This window comes from Mesorhizobium sp. LCM 4577, from assembly GCF_001854795.2.
Taxonomy (GTDB): domain Bacteria; phylum Pseudomonadota; class Alphaproteobacteria; order Rhizobiales; family Rhizobiaceae; genus Mesorhizobium; species Mesorhizobium plurifarium.
The window spans coordinates 26,445-39,771 of sequence record NZ_MDDU01000035.1 but is presented as its reverse complement, the minus strand read 5'-3'; the positions used below and the strand labels follow the sequence as shown (position 1 = coordinate 39,771).

Here is a 13,327-nt window from a genome sequence, read left to right as displayed (position 1 = left end):
CCCTATCGGGTTGACGGCTTGATCAACAGATTGTCACTTTGACCTGTCACGTTGAGATCGGAATGTGGAGCGCATGCAGGTTCTGTCGGTCACGCCCGAAATCTTTCCGCTGATCAAGACCGGCGGGCTTGCCGACGTCACCGGCGCTCTGCCGATCGCGCTGGCCGGGAAGGGCGTGGCGATGCGCACGCTGGTTCCCGGCTATCCCGTCGTGATGGCGGCTTTCGCCAAGAAGAAACCCGTCTACCAGTATCCGCTGCTGCAAGGCGGCAAGGCTGCGATCCATGCCGTCAAGATCGGCGATCTCGACCTCTTCATTTTGGACGCGCCGCATCTGTTCGATCGCCAGGGCGGCCCTTACGGCACCGCTTCCGGCGCCGACTGGCCCGACAACTGGCGCCGCTTCGCGGCGCTCAGCCAGGCCGGCGGCGACATCGCGGGCGGCGCGATCTCCGGCTACCAGCCCGACATCGTGCATGCGCATGACTGGCAGTCGGCGATGACGTTGGCCTATATGCGCTACGGCAAGGCGGTCGGCGTGCCGTCGCTGATCACCGTACACAATCTGGCCTTCCAGGGGCAGTTCGGCGCCGGCATCTTCGGCGAGCTCGGCCTGCCGGGCGTGGCGATGCAGCTCGACGGCGTCGAATACTATGGCGGCGTCGGCTTCCTGAAGGCCGGTCTCCAGGCCGCCTGGGCGATCACCACGGTGAGCCCGACCTATGCGCAGGAAATCCGTTCGCCGGAATTCGGCATGGGCCTCGACGGCCTGATCAACATGCGCGCCAGCGACCTCTACGGCATCGTCAACGGCATCGACGTCGACATCTGGAACCCTCAGACAGACAAGCATCTGGTCGCCAATTATTCGGCCGATACGCTTGCAGCGCGCGCCAAGAACCGCAAGGCGGTCGAAGAGCGGTTCGGTCTGGAGGCGGACGGCAGCCCGATCGTCTGCGTCGTCAGCCGGCTGACCTGGCAGAAGGGCATGGACATCCTGGCCGCGGTCGTCGACGGGATCGTCGCCGCTGGCGCGCGCCTTGTCATCCTCGGCTCGGGCGACGCTGGCCTTGAAGGCACGCTGCTTGCCGCCGCGGCGCGGCACCGCGGCCGCGTCGGCGTCGTCGTCGGTTATGACGAAGGCCTCTCGCATGTCATGCAGGGCGGCTGCGACGCCATCGTCATCCCGTCCCGCTTCGAGCCCTGCGGGCTGACCCAGCTTTACGGCCTGCGCTATGGCTGTGTGCCGGTCGTCGCCAGGACCGGCGGTTTGGCCGACACCATCATCGACGCCAACGAGGCCGCCTTGTCGGCCGGTGTCGCCACCGGCTTCCAGTTCGCGCCCAACAATGGCGGCGCGATGCTCCATGCCATCCAGCGGCTGGTCGAGCAGCACGCCCGGCCGGCGGTCTGGGCTTCGATCCAGCGCCAGGGCATGAAGGCCGATGTCTCCTGGGACAGGAGCGCCGAAAAATACGTTGAACTCTATCGCTTGCTGCTTTCGAAAAGGGCTGCCTGAGGCATGATCAAAACCGTCCCCACCAAACCCTATACCGACCAGAAGCCAGGCACGTCCGGCCTGCGCAAGAAGGTGCCCGTTTTCCAGCAGGAGCACTATGCCGAGAACTTCATCCAGTCGATCTTCGATGCGTTGGACGGTTTTGAGGGAAAGACGCTGGTGATCGGCGGCGACGGCCGCTTCTACAATCGCGAGGTCATCCAGAAGGCCATCGCGATTGCCGCCGGCAACGGCTTCGGCAAGGTGATGGTCGGGCAGGGCGGGATTCTCTCCACACCCGCCGCCTCCAACATCATCCGCAAATACAAGACCTTCGGCGGCATCATCCTGTCGGCCAGCCACAATCCGGGCGGCCCGCATGAGGATTTCGGCATCAAGTACAATGCCGGCAATGGCGGCCCGGCGCCGGAAAAGATCACCGACGCGATTTTCGCCAAGTCGAAGGAGATCAAGAGCTTCAAGATCGCCGATATCGGCGAGATCGACCTCGATAAGATCGGCACGGTAAAAGCCGGCGACATGACGGTCGAGATCTTCGACCCGGTCAAGGATTACGCCGAGCTGATGGAAAGCCTGTTCGATTTCGAGGCGCTGCGTAAGCTCTTCAAGTCGGGCTTCCGCATGCGCTTCGACGCCATGCACGCCGTGACTGGTCCCTATGCCAAGGAGATCCTCGAACGCCGCCTCGGCGCGCCGGACGGCACCTGCCGCAACTTCAAGCCGCTGCCGGATTTCGGCGGCCACCATCCCGATCCGAACCTGGTCCACGCAAAGCACCTCTATGACGAGATGATGGGGCCCGACGCGCCGGATTTCGGCGCCGCTTCCGACGGCGACGGTGACCGCAACCTGATCATCGGCAGGGGCATCTTCGTCACGCCGTCGGATTCGGTGGCGATGCTTGCCGCCAATGCCAAACTGGCGCCGGGCTACAAGGACGGCTTGAAGGGCATTGCCCGCTCAATGCCCACCAGCGGCGCCGCCGACCGCGTCGCCGAAAAGCTCGGCATCGGCATCTACGAGACGCCGACCGGCTGGAAGTTCTTCGGCAACCTGCTCGACGCCGGCATGGCGACCATCTGCGGCGAGGAAAGCGCCGGCACCGGCTCCAACCATGTGCGCGAGAAGGACGGGCTGTGGGCCGTGCTTTTGTGGCTCAATATCCTCGCCGCGCGCGGCGAGAGCTGCAAGGACATCGTCACCAAGCATTGGGCGACTTACGGCCGCAACTACTATTCGCGCCACGATTATGAGGAGGTCGAAAGCGATCGCGCCAACGCGCTGGTGGACGAACTGCGGGCTAAGCTCGGCTCGCTGCCGGGCTCGACCATGCGCGGCCTGAAAATCGCCAAGGCCGACGATTTCGCCTATCACGATCCGGTCGACGGCTCGGTGAGCGAGCATCAGGGCATCCGGATCCTGTTCGAAGGCGGCTCGCGCGTCGTGCTTCGCCTCTCCGGCACCGGCACCTCGGGTGCGACGCTGCGCGTTTATATCGAGCGCTACGAGCCGGAGAAGACGCGCCACGACCTCGACACCCAGGAAGCGCTCGCCGATCTGATCGCCGCCGCCGACGACATCGCCGGCATCAAGAGCCACACCGGCCGCGACAAGCCGAGCGTGATTACTTGAGGGTGCAAGAGAAGGCTCCCCCTTCTCCCCTTGTGGGAGAAGGTGGCCGAGCGAAGCTCGGACGGATGAGGGGTGCTCCAGCTTGGCGCACACCGACGCCTGAAGCACCGGCGCCTCATTCCTTCCAACACCCCTCATCCGTCTCGGCGCTGCGCGCCGATCCACCTTCTCCCACAAGGGGAGAAGGGGAGGCGCGCGCATGACCCAGCTCGGCGCCACCATCACACCCGACGGCATCCGCTTTGCCGTCTGGTCCTCATCGGCGCGACGCCTCTGGGTCTCGCTTTTCGACGACAGCGGGGCTCGCGAACTCGATCGGCTGGAGCTGAAGCCGGAAGGCGAGGGCGTGTATGCGCTGCTTGTCTCTGGCCTCGGCGACGGCACGCGTTACGGCTTTCGCGCCGACGGCGACTACGCGCCCGAACGGGGTCTGTGGTTCGACCCGGATAAGCTTCTCACCGACCCCTATGCCGTTGAGGTCGATCGTCCATACCAATACCATTGGCGGCTTGCCGCCAAACGCAACGAAGGCGCCGATACAGCCTCGCTGATGCCGAAGGCCGTAGCGCGGTCCCTGCCCAAGCCGGTGCCGGCCAAGCCGCCGCTGTTCCAACCCGGCGGCCTGATCTACGAGCTCAATGTCCGCTCTTTCACCAGGCTGCACCCGGACGTCCCGGAAGCGCAGCGCGGCACCGTCGCGGCGCTTGCCCATCCGGCCATCATCGAGCACCTGAAGCGTCTCGGCGTCTCGGCCGTGGAACTGATGCCGGTCACCGCATGGATCGACGAGCGGCATCTGCCGCCGCTCGGCCTCGGCAACGCCTGGGGCTACAATCCCGTCACCTTCATGGCGCTCGATCCACGCCTGGCGCCTGGCGGCCTTAAGGAGTTGCGCGACACCGTCGCCGCGCTGCGCAAGGCGGGCATCGGCACCATCCTCGACCTCGTCTTCAACCACACCGGCGAGAGCGACCGGCTCGGGCCGACGCTGTCGCTGCGCGGGCTCGACGCGCTGGCTTACTACCGGCATCAGCCGGATGGCAGGCTGGTCAACGACACCGGCACCGGCAACACCGTCGCCTGCGACCATCCGGTGGTGCGCGAGATGGTGCTCGATACGCTGCGCCACTTCGTCCGCTTCGCCGGCGTAGACGGCTTCCGCTTCGATCTGGCGCCGGTGCTCGGCCGCGTCGACGGCGCTTTCGATCCGGAAGCGCCGCTGCTCCGGGACATTGCCGGTGATCCTGTGCTCGCCGACCGCGTGCTGATCGCCGAACCGTGGGATATCGGCCCGAACGGCTACCAGCTCGGCAATTTCCGCCCGCCCTATCTGGAATGGAACGACCGCTACCGCGACGATGTCAGGCGCTTCTGGCGCGGCGATGCCGGCGCGATCGGCGCCTTGGCCACCCGGCTTGCCGGTTCTTCGGATGTCTTCGGCAGGGAGGACGGTCCGGTCAGCCGCACGGTCAACTTCATCGCCGCGCATGACGGCATGACGCTGGCCGACATCGTCGCTTACGAGCGCAAGCATAACGAAGCCAATGGCGAGCAGAATCGCGACGGCCACAACGACAATCTGTCCTGGAACAACGGCGTCGAGGGCGAAACGGGCGATGAGGCGATCAGCGTGTCCCGTTCCGGCGACCGGCGCGCGTTGCTCGCCACGCTTTTCGCCTCGCGCGGCACCATCATGCTGACGGCCGGCGACGAGTTCGGCCGCACGCAGAAAGGCAACAACAACGCCTATGCGCAGGACAACGCCATCACCTGGCTCGACTGGGCCGGCCGCGATCACGCGCTCGAGCAATATGCATCGTCGCTCGCTACGCTGCGCCGGGCCTTTCCTGCGCTGACGGATACGCACTTCCTGACCGGCGAGCCCGCCGACGGATCGGAAATCCCCGACGTCGCCTGGCTGACCGAGACCGGCGCGCCGCCCGGCGAGGCCGACTGGAACGATCCCGGCCGCCATCGCCTCGTCATGTTGCTCGGCGACAACGAGGGCGGCCGCCTTGCCGTGATGATCAATGGCGACCGCCGGCAATGCGTCTTCACCTTGCCCGCGCGGGATGGCTTCGAGTGGCTCCCGGCGGTCGAGACGCAGCCGGTCGATCTTGCGCGGCCGTTACCCGGCCGCAGTGTCGGTTTCATGATCGAGCGGCGTGCCGCTGGATCAGGCAACAGGAAGGGCTCGTGATGGCTGGCGACAATTCCGGGCAAGGGAGCGAATGGTGGCGCGGCTGCGTCATCTACCAGGTCTATCCGCGCTCATTCCAGGATACGACCGGCAACGGCAGCGGCGACCTCAAGGGCATCACCGCGCGGCTCGCCCATATCGCCTCGCTCGGTGTCGACGCGGTCTGGCTGTCGCCCTTCTTCAAGTCGCCGATGGCCGACATGGGCTATGATGTGTCGGACTACCGCGATGTCGATCCGATGTTCGGGACGCTGGAGGATTTCGATGCGCTGGTCGCCGAGGCGCACCGGCTCGGCCTGAAGCTCATCATCGACCAGGTGATCTCGCACTCTTCCGACAAGCACGAATGGTTCGTCGAAAGCCGCGCCAGCCGCGACAGCGCCAAGGCGGACTGGTATGTCTGGGCCGATGCGAAGCCGGACGGCAGCGCGCCCAACAATTGGCAATCGCTGTTCGGCGGCCCCGCCTGGGAGTGGGACGCCACCCGCCGGCAATATTACATGCACAACTTCCTGGCCGCCCAGCCGGACTTGAATTTCCACAACCCGGCGGTCCAGGACGCGCTGCTCGACACCGTGCGCTTCTGGCTGGAGCGCGGCGTCGACGGCTTTCGGCTCGATACGGTCAACTACTATGTCCACGACCGCTGGCTGCGCGACAACCCGCCTTTGGCCTCAAGCGTCGCCGGCACCAACGGGGCGACCAGCACCTATGCCTTCCAGGAGCATCTCTTCGACAAGACGCGCCCCGAGAACCTCGATTTCCTGAAACGCTTCCGCGCGCTGCTTGACGAATATCCGGGCCGCGCCGCGGTCGGCGAGGTGGGTGACGAGGAGCGTTCGCTGCAGACGCTCGCCGCCTATGTCTCCGGCGGCGACAAATTGCAGATGTGCTACACGTTCGACCTGCTCAGTCCGCAATTTTCCGCCGCCCATGTGCGCGGCTGCGTCGAGGCGTTCGAGACGACCGCCCCGGACGGCTGGGTTTGCTGGGCCTTCTCCAACCATGATGTCGTGCGCCATGTCAGCCGCTGGACGCGGCCCGGCGAGAGCTCCGACGCGGTGGCGAAATTCTCGATCGCGCTGCTGTCATGCCTGCGCGGCTCGATCTGCCTCTATCAGGGCGAGGAACTGGGGCTGGAGGAGGCGGAGCTCGCCTATGAGGATCTGCGCGATCCCGTCGGCATTCGCTTCTGGCCGGGCGTGAAGGGCAGGGACGGCTGCCGCACGCCGATGGTCTGGGAAGCGGAGGCCGAGAATGCCGGTTTTTCGACGGCCAAGCCCTGGCTGCCGGTGCCGCAGGCGCATCGCGCCCGGGCGGTCGACGTCGAGAATGGCGAGGAGCGTTCGGTGCTTGCCGCCTATCGGTCGATCCTTGCCCTGCGCAAAGCCCATCCGGCGCTGATCGAAGGCTCGATCCGCTTTCTCGATGCCGACGGCGATGTGCTCGCTTTCCTGCGCGAGCGCGACGGCGAAAGGCTGCTTTGCGTTTTCAATTTCTCGGCCGAGGCCACAGGTTGGGCGCTGCCCGCGGAGATCGGCGAGGCCGAGATAACGGCCTTTGACATCGACGCCGCCGGCGTTCTTACCGGTGTCGTCGAGGAGAGCGCGGTGGCGCTGCCGCCTCTGGGCAGTTTCGTCGGCAGAGTTGGCTGACGCTTGACCTACTGGACGAGCACCGAGCGACCGCAGGTCGCGCCGGTCACGCGCACATCGGCCTCGCCGACCCGGACGCCAAGCGCGCCGAGCACATTGTAGAGCAGGCTGTCCACCGGCGCGGTCACGCCGTTGAGCAGCGTCGTCACCGCCGGTTTCACCGTGCCGAGCAGGGCGGTCACGTCGAGGCCGAGCCCCAGCGCGTTGACCGAAAGCGACAGCTTGTTGACCAGCGATGTCGTCAGCGACTGCGTCAGGTTCTTCGTCGACACCGTCTTGATCGCCTTGTTGGCGATGTCGGTAGCGTTGTAGGTCAGTGTGGTCGGCGTCATGTTGGTGGCCGAGAAGGCCGACGATCCGGTGATCTGCAGCAGATTGAGGTTGATCAGCAACAGCTTGAGGCTGACATCCGCAATCTCCGCGTCGGAAAAGGTTTGCGGCTTGGTGAAGTCGGCGAAACCGCTGGCGCTGCTGTTGGCGAGATGGGCTACGACCACGCCCGGCTGCGCGGCGATCGAGACCTTGATGCTGGAGGGACCGGTCGGGCAGGTGATATCGGTCAGCTTGGCCTCCGCATAGGCGACTTCGACATTGAGCGGCAGGTTGACGGCAAGCAGGTTGATGCCGCCGCCGAGATTGGAATTGCCGAGCGTAACGCTGGCGTTGAGCTTGATGCGGGTCTGCGCCGTGCGCACCACGGTGCCGGCTTCTCCCACCGCCAGCCAGGCCGAGTTCTGCATCGGCTCGCCGATGGCGATCGCAAGCGTCGTCGATGCCAGCCCCGGTATGGTGGCGCCGAGATTGACCGCGACCTGGTTCGTGCCGTTGGCCAGAGCGGCGGCGGCGGTGAGCATGGTGAGCGCGCTGGCATTGACCGACAGCCCGGCCGGCTTTTGCCCGATGCCGAGATCGCCGACGGAGCCGAGATCGATGAGGGTGCTGAGCGGAATCTTGACGGTGTTGGTGGCGCTGGAAGCCATGGTCTGCAGGGCGATCTTGGCCGTGCGGTCCAACCCGGGCACGTTGGCCATGGCGGTGGCGATCTGGCCGATCGTTGCCTTGGAGGCGAGCACGTCGGAATAGCTCACACCGGTCAGGTGCAATTGCGTCGCCAGCGCGTCGGTGAACGAAAGAACGTCGACATCGGCCGACACCAGTGAATTGTAGTCCATCACGCTGAGCGAGATGTTGCCGCCGAGAAGGCCGCCGAGAAGCGCGTTGAGAATGCCGCCATTGAGGCTGGCAAGCCGCGAGCCGACCGAAAACGCCGCTTGCGGCTGCGCACTGGCGATTGCGGTCGTGCCGAGGGTGGGCGGCGCCATGATCGAGCCGGCGAAGTAGAGCGTGCCTCGCTTCTTCAGCGAAACCTGCACGGCATTGTAGGGCAGCTTGCCCGCCTCGAACCGGCTGCCGGCGGCAATGGTGCTGACGCCCGTGTAGCGCCCCGGCACGATCTGGACGACAGCCTTGGTGGCGGTCGGCGCCACAGTGGTGCCTTGTTGCTGTACGGCGACCGAGGTGATGCCATTGTCGGCGAGCGTCGTCAGCACCGCCTGCTGGGCATTGGTGATGTTCGAGGCCGCGGCGATGGCGGCAAGGTCGACGATCGACTGCGCGGCCCGGCGCTCGTTGTAGAGCGAGCCTTCGTCGATCGCGAAGGCGGTCAGCGCCAGCGCCACCGGCGCGCATAGCGCCGTCATGACGGCGAAATTCGCGCTACGGTCGGCGACGAGCCTACGCGTCGCCGCCATCAATCCCCCCTTGACCGGCATCATATGCCTCCGACACGGATCGTCGACTGGCGCTGGATCGTCGTGCCCGGCAGCGGCAGCGTCTTGAACAGGTTCCAGATCGGCAGGTTGCGTGCATCGTAGGTGACCGAAACCACGAACTGGCTGCCGTCGGCGACACTGTCCTGCGCTTTGACGGTCAGCTTGTTGGGATCGACGAAGGGATAGCCCGAGACGTCGTGTGCGATGAAATCGGTGACCAGCGCCTGTCGCTCGGTCTGGTTCAGGCCGGCAATCGCCGTGCGCGCCGCGTCGGCGGCGATCTGCTGCACGGAGTGGCTGGCGCCAAAATAGATTCCGTATGCAACCATGCCGAGCAGAAGCAGGATGAAGATCGGCGCAAGCATGGCGAATTCGATTGCCGATGTGCCCGTGGCGTCAGCCCGGAAACGACACCACGAAGCAGGGAATTTTCGGTTTTTCAGCATGATGCGGAGAATGCCAAAACCTGCCTGCAAAAACAGAAAACGCGTCGAACAACCGGCAGGTGTGCCAAGTTGAAGACAAGCTCTAAGCTTTAGTTTTCGCTGTTTTAGCGTGATGACGCTCACTCTGCGTCAAGCAGGCAATGGTTGAAATAAGATTTCCCTCTGTCTAGTCTCCTGCCACCAGCTGCCGGATGGGACCGGCGGCACGCCTGAAACGGGGCCGTTTCAACGGTTCCGGGGTGTCAAAACTTAAGAAGGCGCGGCTGAGGGGCTGCGCCGACAGGGAGAAACTTCATGCTGAAAAACATGCTGAAGGCGACGGCGTTCGCCACCACCATGGCTCTGGCCACAGGCTCCTTTTACACGCATGCTTTTGCCGAAACCGTCTACAACCGCGGGGCCGCTGCCGAGGCGGAAACGGTCGATCCGCACAAGACGTCGACGGTCTACGAAGCCGATATCATACGCGACCTGTTCCAGGGTCTCGTCATGCATGACCAGAAGACGAACCTCATTCCGGGCGCCGCCGAAAGCTGGACGGTCTCCGACGACGGCACTGTCTACACTTTCAAGCTGCGCAAGGACGGCCTCTGGTCGGACGGCACACCGGTGACGGCGGACGACTTCGTCTATTCGTTCCACCGGCTGGAAGATCCGGCCACCGCCGCGGAATACGCTTCGATGCTCTATCCGGTGAAGGGCGCCGAGGACTTCAACACCAAGAAAGGCAAGGCCGAGGATATGGGCGTGAAGGCGATCGACGCCAACACGCTTGAAGTCACGCTCAAGGCGCCGACGCCCTACTTCCTGGAGATGCTGACCCACCAGGCGACCTATCCGGTCAACAAGGCTTCCATCGACAAGCTCGGCGCCGACTGGATCAAGCCTGGCAAGCTGGTCTCCAACGGCGCCTATACGCTGGCGGAGTGGGTTCCCAACGACCATATGAAACTGGTCAAGAACCCGAAGTTCTGGGACGCCGCGAGCGTCAAGCTCGACGTGGTCAACTACATTCCGACCGAGGATCGCTCATCGGCGATGAAGCGTTTCGAGGCCGGCGAACTCGACAGCTATGGCGACCTGCCGACCGAACAGCTCGCCGATCTCAAAACCAAGTTTGGTGACCAGGTCCGCGTGGGGCCATATCTCGGCACCTATTATTACGCGATCAAGACCGACAAGGCGCCTTGGGACAATGTCGAACTGCGCAACGCCATCTCGATGGCGATCGATCGCGACTTCCTCGCCGAGAAGGTTTGGCAGAACTCGATGCTGCCTGGATATTCGATGGTGCCTCCGGGCATCGAGGGTTACACCCCGGCGCTGGCCAAATACGCGGACATGCCGCAGATCGACCGCGAGGATGAGGCCAAGAAGATCCTGGAGAAGCTCGGCTACACGCCCGAGCATCCGTTGAAGATKGAGATCCGCTACAATACTTCGGAAAACCACAAGAACACCGCGGTCGCCATCCAGGAACAGCTGAAGCCGCTCGGCGTCGAGGTGACGTTGCTCAACACCGATACCAAGACCCACTACGGCTTCCTCGAGCAGAAGGGCAATTACGACGTCGCCCGCGCCGCCTGGATCGCCGACTACAAGGATCCGGAGACGTTCCTCGGCATCTCGCGCAAGGCGAGCGGCAACAACTACTCGAACTACAACAGCCCGGCCTATGAGGCCGCCATGGACAAGGCAGCCGCCGCCGGCGGCAAGCCTGAGGAGCGCATGAAGGACCTCGCCGCGGCCGAGCGTATCCTCGTCGACGATGTCGGTGAGATCCCGTTGCTCTACTACAGCTACCACGACATCGTGTCCTCGAAGCTGCATGGCTTCGACGACAACGTCATGGACATCCACCCGTCCCGCTTCATCTCCAAGGACTGACAAGTAACCTTGGCCGTGCCGCCGCTCCTTTTTGGGAGCGGCGGCCGCGGTCTGTCGTCGTGCCGGGCCGAAAGTCGGGTTGGATTTTCAGGCTGCCCGGTGCGAAGATCAGAGATGCCAGCGCGCCACGGTCTCGTCTGGAGAGCTGTCGCCCTGGCTGAAGCGGGGCGCCGATGCTGCGTTATGTCTTCCGGCGGCTGTTGACCGCCATCCCGACGCTATTCGTCATCGTGACTGTGGCGTTCTTCCTGATCCGCGTCGCGCCAGGCGGCCCGTTCAACCAGGAACGGGGCCTGAGTCCCGAGATCAGGGCCAATCTCGAAGCCCAGTTCGGCCTCAACGATCCGCTCTGGCTGCAATATGTCCATTATCTCGGCAATCTTTTGCGCGGCAGTTTCGGCCCGAGCTACAACCTGCCGGATTTCACCGTCACCGAGCTCTTCGCCAAAGGCCTACCGATCTCGGTGCAGATTGGCACCTCGGCGCTGGTGCTGGCGCTGCTGCTGGGCTCGATTCTCGGCACGATCGCGGCGCTCAACCAGAATAAAATAGCCGACTATTCGGTGATTGCCTTGGCAACCGCCGGCAGCACCATCCCGACCTTCGTCACCGCCCCGGTGATCCAGCTCGTCTTCGGGCTTTCCTGGAAGCTGTTGCCGATCGGCGGTTGGGGTGACGGCGCCTTGATCAACAAGGTCGGCCCGGTGCTGACGCTCGCCTTGCCGCAGATCGCCATCGTCGCGCGGCTGATGCGCGGCTCGATGATCGAGAGCCTGCGCTCGCACCATATCCGCACCGCCCGCGCGCTCGGCCTCTCCGACTGGTCGGTGGTGGTCAAGCACGCGCTACGCGGCGCGGTGTTGCCGATCGTCTCCTTCACGGGTCCGGCGGCCGCCGCGCTCCTGACCGGCTCGATCATCGTCGAGACAATCTTTTCCATTCCCGGCGTCGGCCGCTACTTCGTCGATGCAGCGCTTAACCGCGACTACACGCTGGTCATGGGAACCGTGGTGGTGATCGCGCTCTTCACCATCGTTTTCAACCTGATCGTCGACCTGCTCTACGCGGTCGTCGATCCGAGGGTGCGCTATGACTGAACTTGCCGTCGCCGTGCCCGAGCCGATCGTCGGCCGCTCACTCTGGGGCAATGCCTGGGCGCGGCTCAAGCGCAACCGCGCCGCCATGCTCAGCCTCTATTATCTGGCTTTCATCGCCGTCATCAGCGTGTTCGGCCCTATGGTCGTGCCGCATGAATACACCACCATCTATGGCGATTATGTGCGCACGCCGCCAAGCCTCTCGGCCTATCCGAAGCCGGACATGATCCAGGGGGCGCTGGGTGACGCTATCAAGCGCATGCGCGCCGACATCAAGGAATGGCACCAGGACGGCAATCGCGTCATCGTCACCATCACCGCGACCAAGCCCATCGACGACCGCAACATCCGCTATCTCGACCGCTCCGACGCCTTCGACGACACCAGGATCGAGAACAAGTCGCCCGACGGCCGCGAAATGACGATGAGCTCGGCCGTGAAGCAGCAATATTTCTTCTTCGGCACCGACAACACCGGCCGTGACCTGCTCTCGCGCACGCTGATGGCCGGACGCATATCCCTGGCGATCGGCCTGCTTGCCGGTGTCGTCGCTGGTGTCATCGGAGTCATCTACGGTGCGACCGCGGGCTTCGCCGGCGGCAGGGTCGACGAGGTGATGATGCGCATCGTCGACGTGCTCTATTCGCTGCCCTTCATCTTTTTCGTCATCATGCTCGTGGTGTTCTTCGGCCGCAACTTCGTGCTGATGTTTCTGGCGGTGGGCGCTGTGCTGTGGCTCGACATGGCCCGCATCGTGCGCGGCCAGGCGCTGTCGATCCGCCGGCAGGAATATGTCCAGGCGGCGGAAGCCATGGGCGTCGGCCAGCGCGGCATCCTCTTGCGTCACGTCATTCCGAACCTGCTCGGACCGGTGGTCATCTACATGACGTTGCTGGTGCCGCAGGTCATCATCCTGGAAAGCTTCCTCTCTTTCCTCGGCCTCGGCGTGCAGGAGCCGATGACCAGTTGGGGCGTGCTGATCTCGGTCGGCGCCAAGAACATCGGCTACGCCAACTGGCTGCTCCTGTTCCCGGCCTTCTTCCTCGTCTCGACACTGTTCGCGCTGAATTTCGTCGGCGACGGTCTGCGCGACGCGCTCGATCCCAAGGATCGATGACG

General features: G+C 64.3%; 9 protein-coding genes. 7 read left to right on the top strand and 2 right to left on the bottom strand.

Annotated features, from left to right (window positions below):
• Positions 1-73 precede the first annotated feature (73 nt).
• The 4 genes from glgA (at position 74) to LCM4577_RS25075 (ending at position 7,006) form a co-directional block, all read left to right on the top strand.
• Positions 74-1,519 (top strand): glycogen synthase GlgA, encoded by a 1,446-nt coding sequence (glgA, locus tag LCM4577_RS25090; protein ID WP_071074159.1) that lies wholly within the window; start codon positions 74-76, stop codon positions 1,517-1,519.
• 3 nt (positions 1,520-1,522) lie between these two features.
• Positions 1,523-3,151, top strand: coding sequence for an alpha-D-glucose phosphate-specific phosphoglucomutase (locus tag LCM4577_RS25085; RefSeq protein ID WP_071073969.1), 1,629 nt, complete (start codon positions 1,523-1,525; stop codon positions 3,149-3,151).
• 199 nt (positions 3,152-3,350) lie between these two features.
• Positions 3,351-5,351: a glycogen debranching protein GlgX gene (gene glgX, locus LCM4577_RS25080; RefSeq protein WP_071073968.1), complete on the top strand. Its 2,001-nt coding sequence runs from the start codon at positions 3,351-3,353 to the stop codon at positions 5,349-5,351.
• Positions 5,351-7,006 (top strand): alpha-glucosidase family protein, encoded by a 1,656-nt coding sequence (locus LCM4577_RS25075; RefSeq protein WP_071073967.1) that lies wholly within the window; start codon positions 5,351-5,353, stop codon positions 7,004-7,006. Before glgX ends, LCM4577_RS25075 begins: the two co-directional genes overlap by 1 nt.
• Before the next feature lie 8 nt (positions 7,007-7,014).
• Here the strand turns inward: LCM4577_RS25075 and LCM4577_RS25070 are convergent, their stop codons facing one another.
• Together LCM4577_RS25070 and LCM4577_RS25065 are read right to left on the bottom strand one after the other, a co-directional pair.
• Positions 7,015-8,757 carry a pilus assembly protein TadG-related protein gene (locus LCM4577_RS25070; RefSeq protein ID WP_244508429.1) on the bottom strand — a complete coding sequence of 581 codons (1,743 nt, stop codon included), beginning with the start codon at positions 8,755-8,757 and terminating at the stop codon, positions 7,015-7,017.
• A gap of 20 nt (positions 8,758-8,777) precedes the next feature.
• The gene (locus LCM4577_RS25065) at positions 8,778-9,347 is read right to left on the bottom strand and encodes a TadE/TadG family type IV pilus assembly protein (RefSeq protein WP_244508428.1); all 570 of its coding nucleotides are present in this window, start codon (positions 9,345-9,347) and stop codon (positions 8,778-8,780) included.
• A gap of 171 nt (positions 9,348-9,518) precedes the next feature.
• Between LCM4577_RS25065 and LCM4577_RS25060 the strand changes: the two genes are divergently transcribed.
• The 3 genes from LCM4577_RS25060 (at position 9,519) to LCM4577_RS25050 (ending at position 13,325) form a co-directional block, all read left to right on the top strand.
• Positions 9,519-11,111, top strand: coding sequence for a peptide ABC transporter substrate-binding protein (locus LCM4577_RS25060; protein WP_071073965.1), 1,593 nt, complete (start codon positions 9,519-9,521; stop codon positions 11,109-11,111).
• Between the two features lie 173 nt (positions 11,112-11,284).
• Complete coding sequence (locus LCM4577_RS25055) at positions 11,285-12,208, top strand: ABC transporter permease subunit (RefSeq protein ID WP_041002282.1); 924 nt, start codon at positions 11,285-11,287, stop codon at positions 12,206-12,208.
• Positions 12,201-13,325 (top strand): ABC transporter permease, encoded by a 1,125-nt coding sequence (locus tag LCM4577_RS25050; RefSeq protein ID WP_040991266.1) that lies wholly within the window; start codon positions 12,201-12,203, stop codon positions 13,323-13,325. Before LCM4577_RS25055 ends, LCM4577_RS25050 begins: the two co-directional genes overlap by 8 nt.
• The last annotated feature ends 2 nt before the right edge of the window (positions 13,326-13,327 follow it).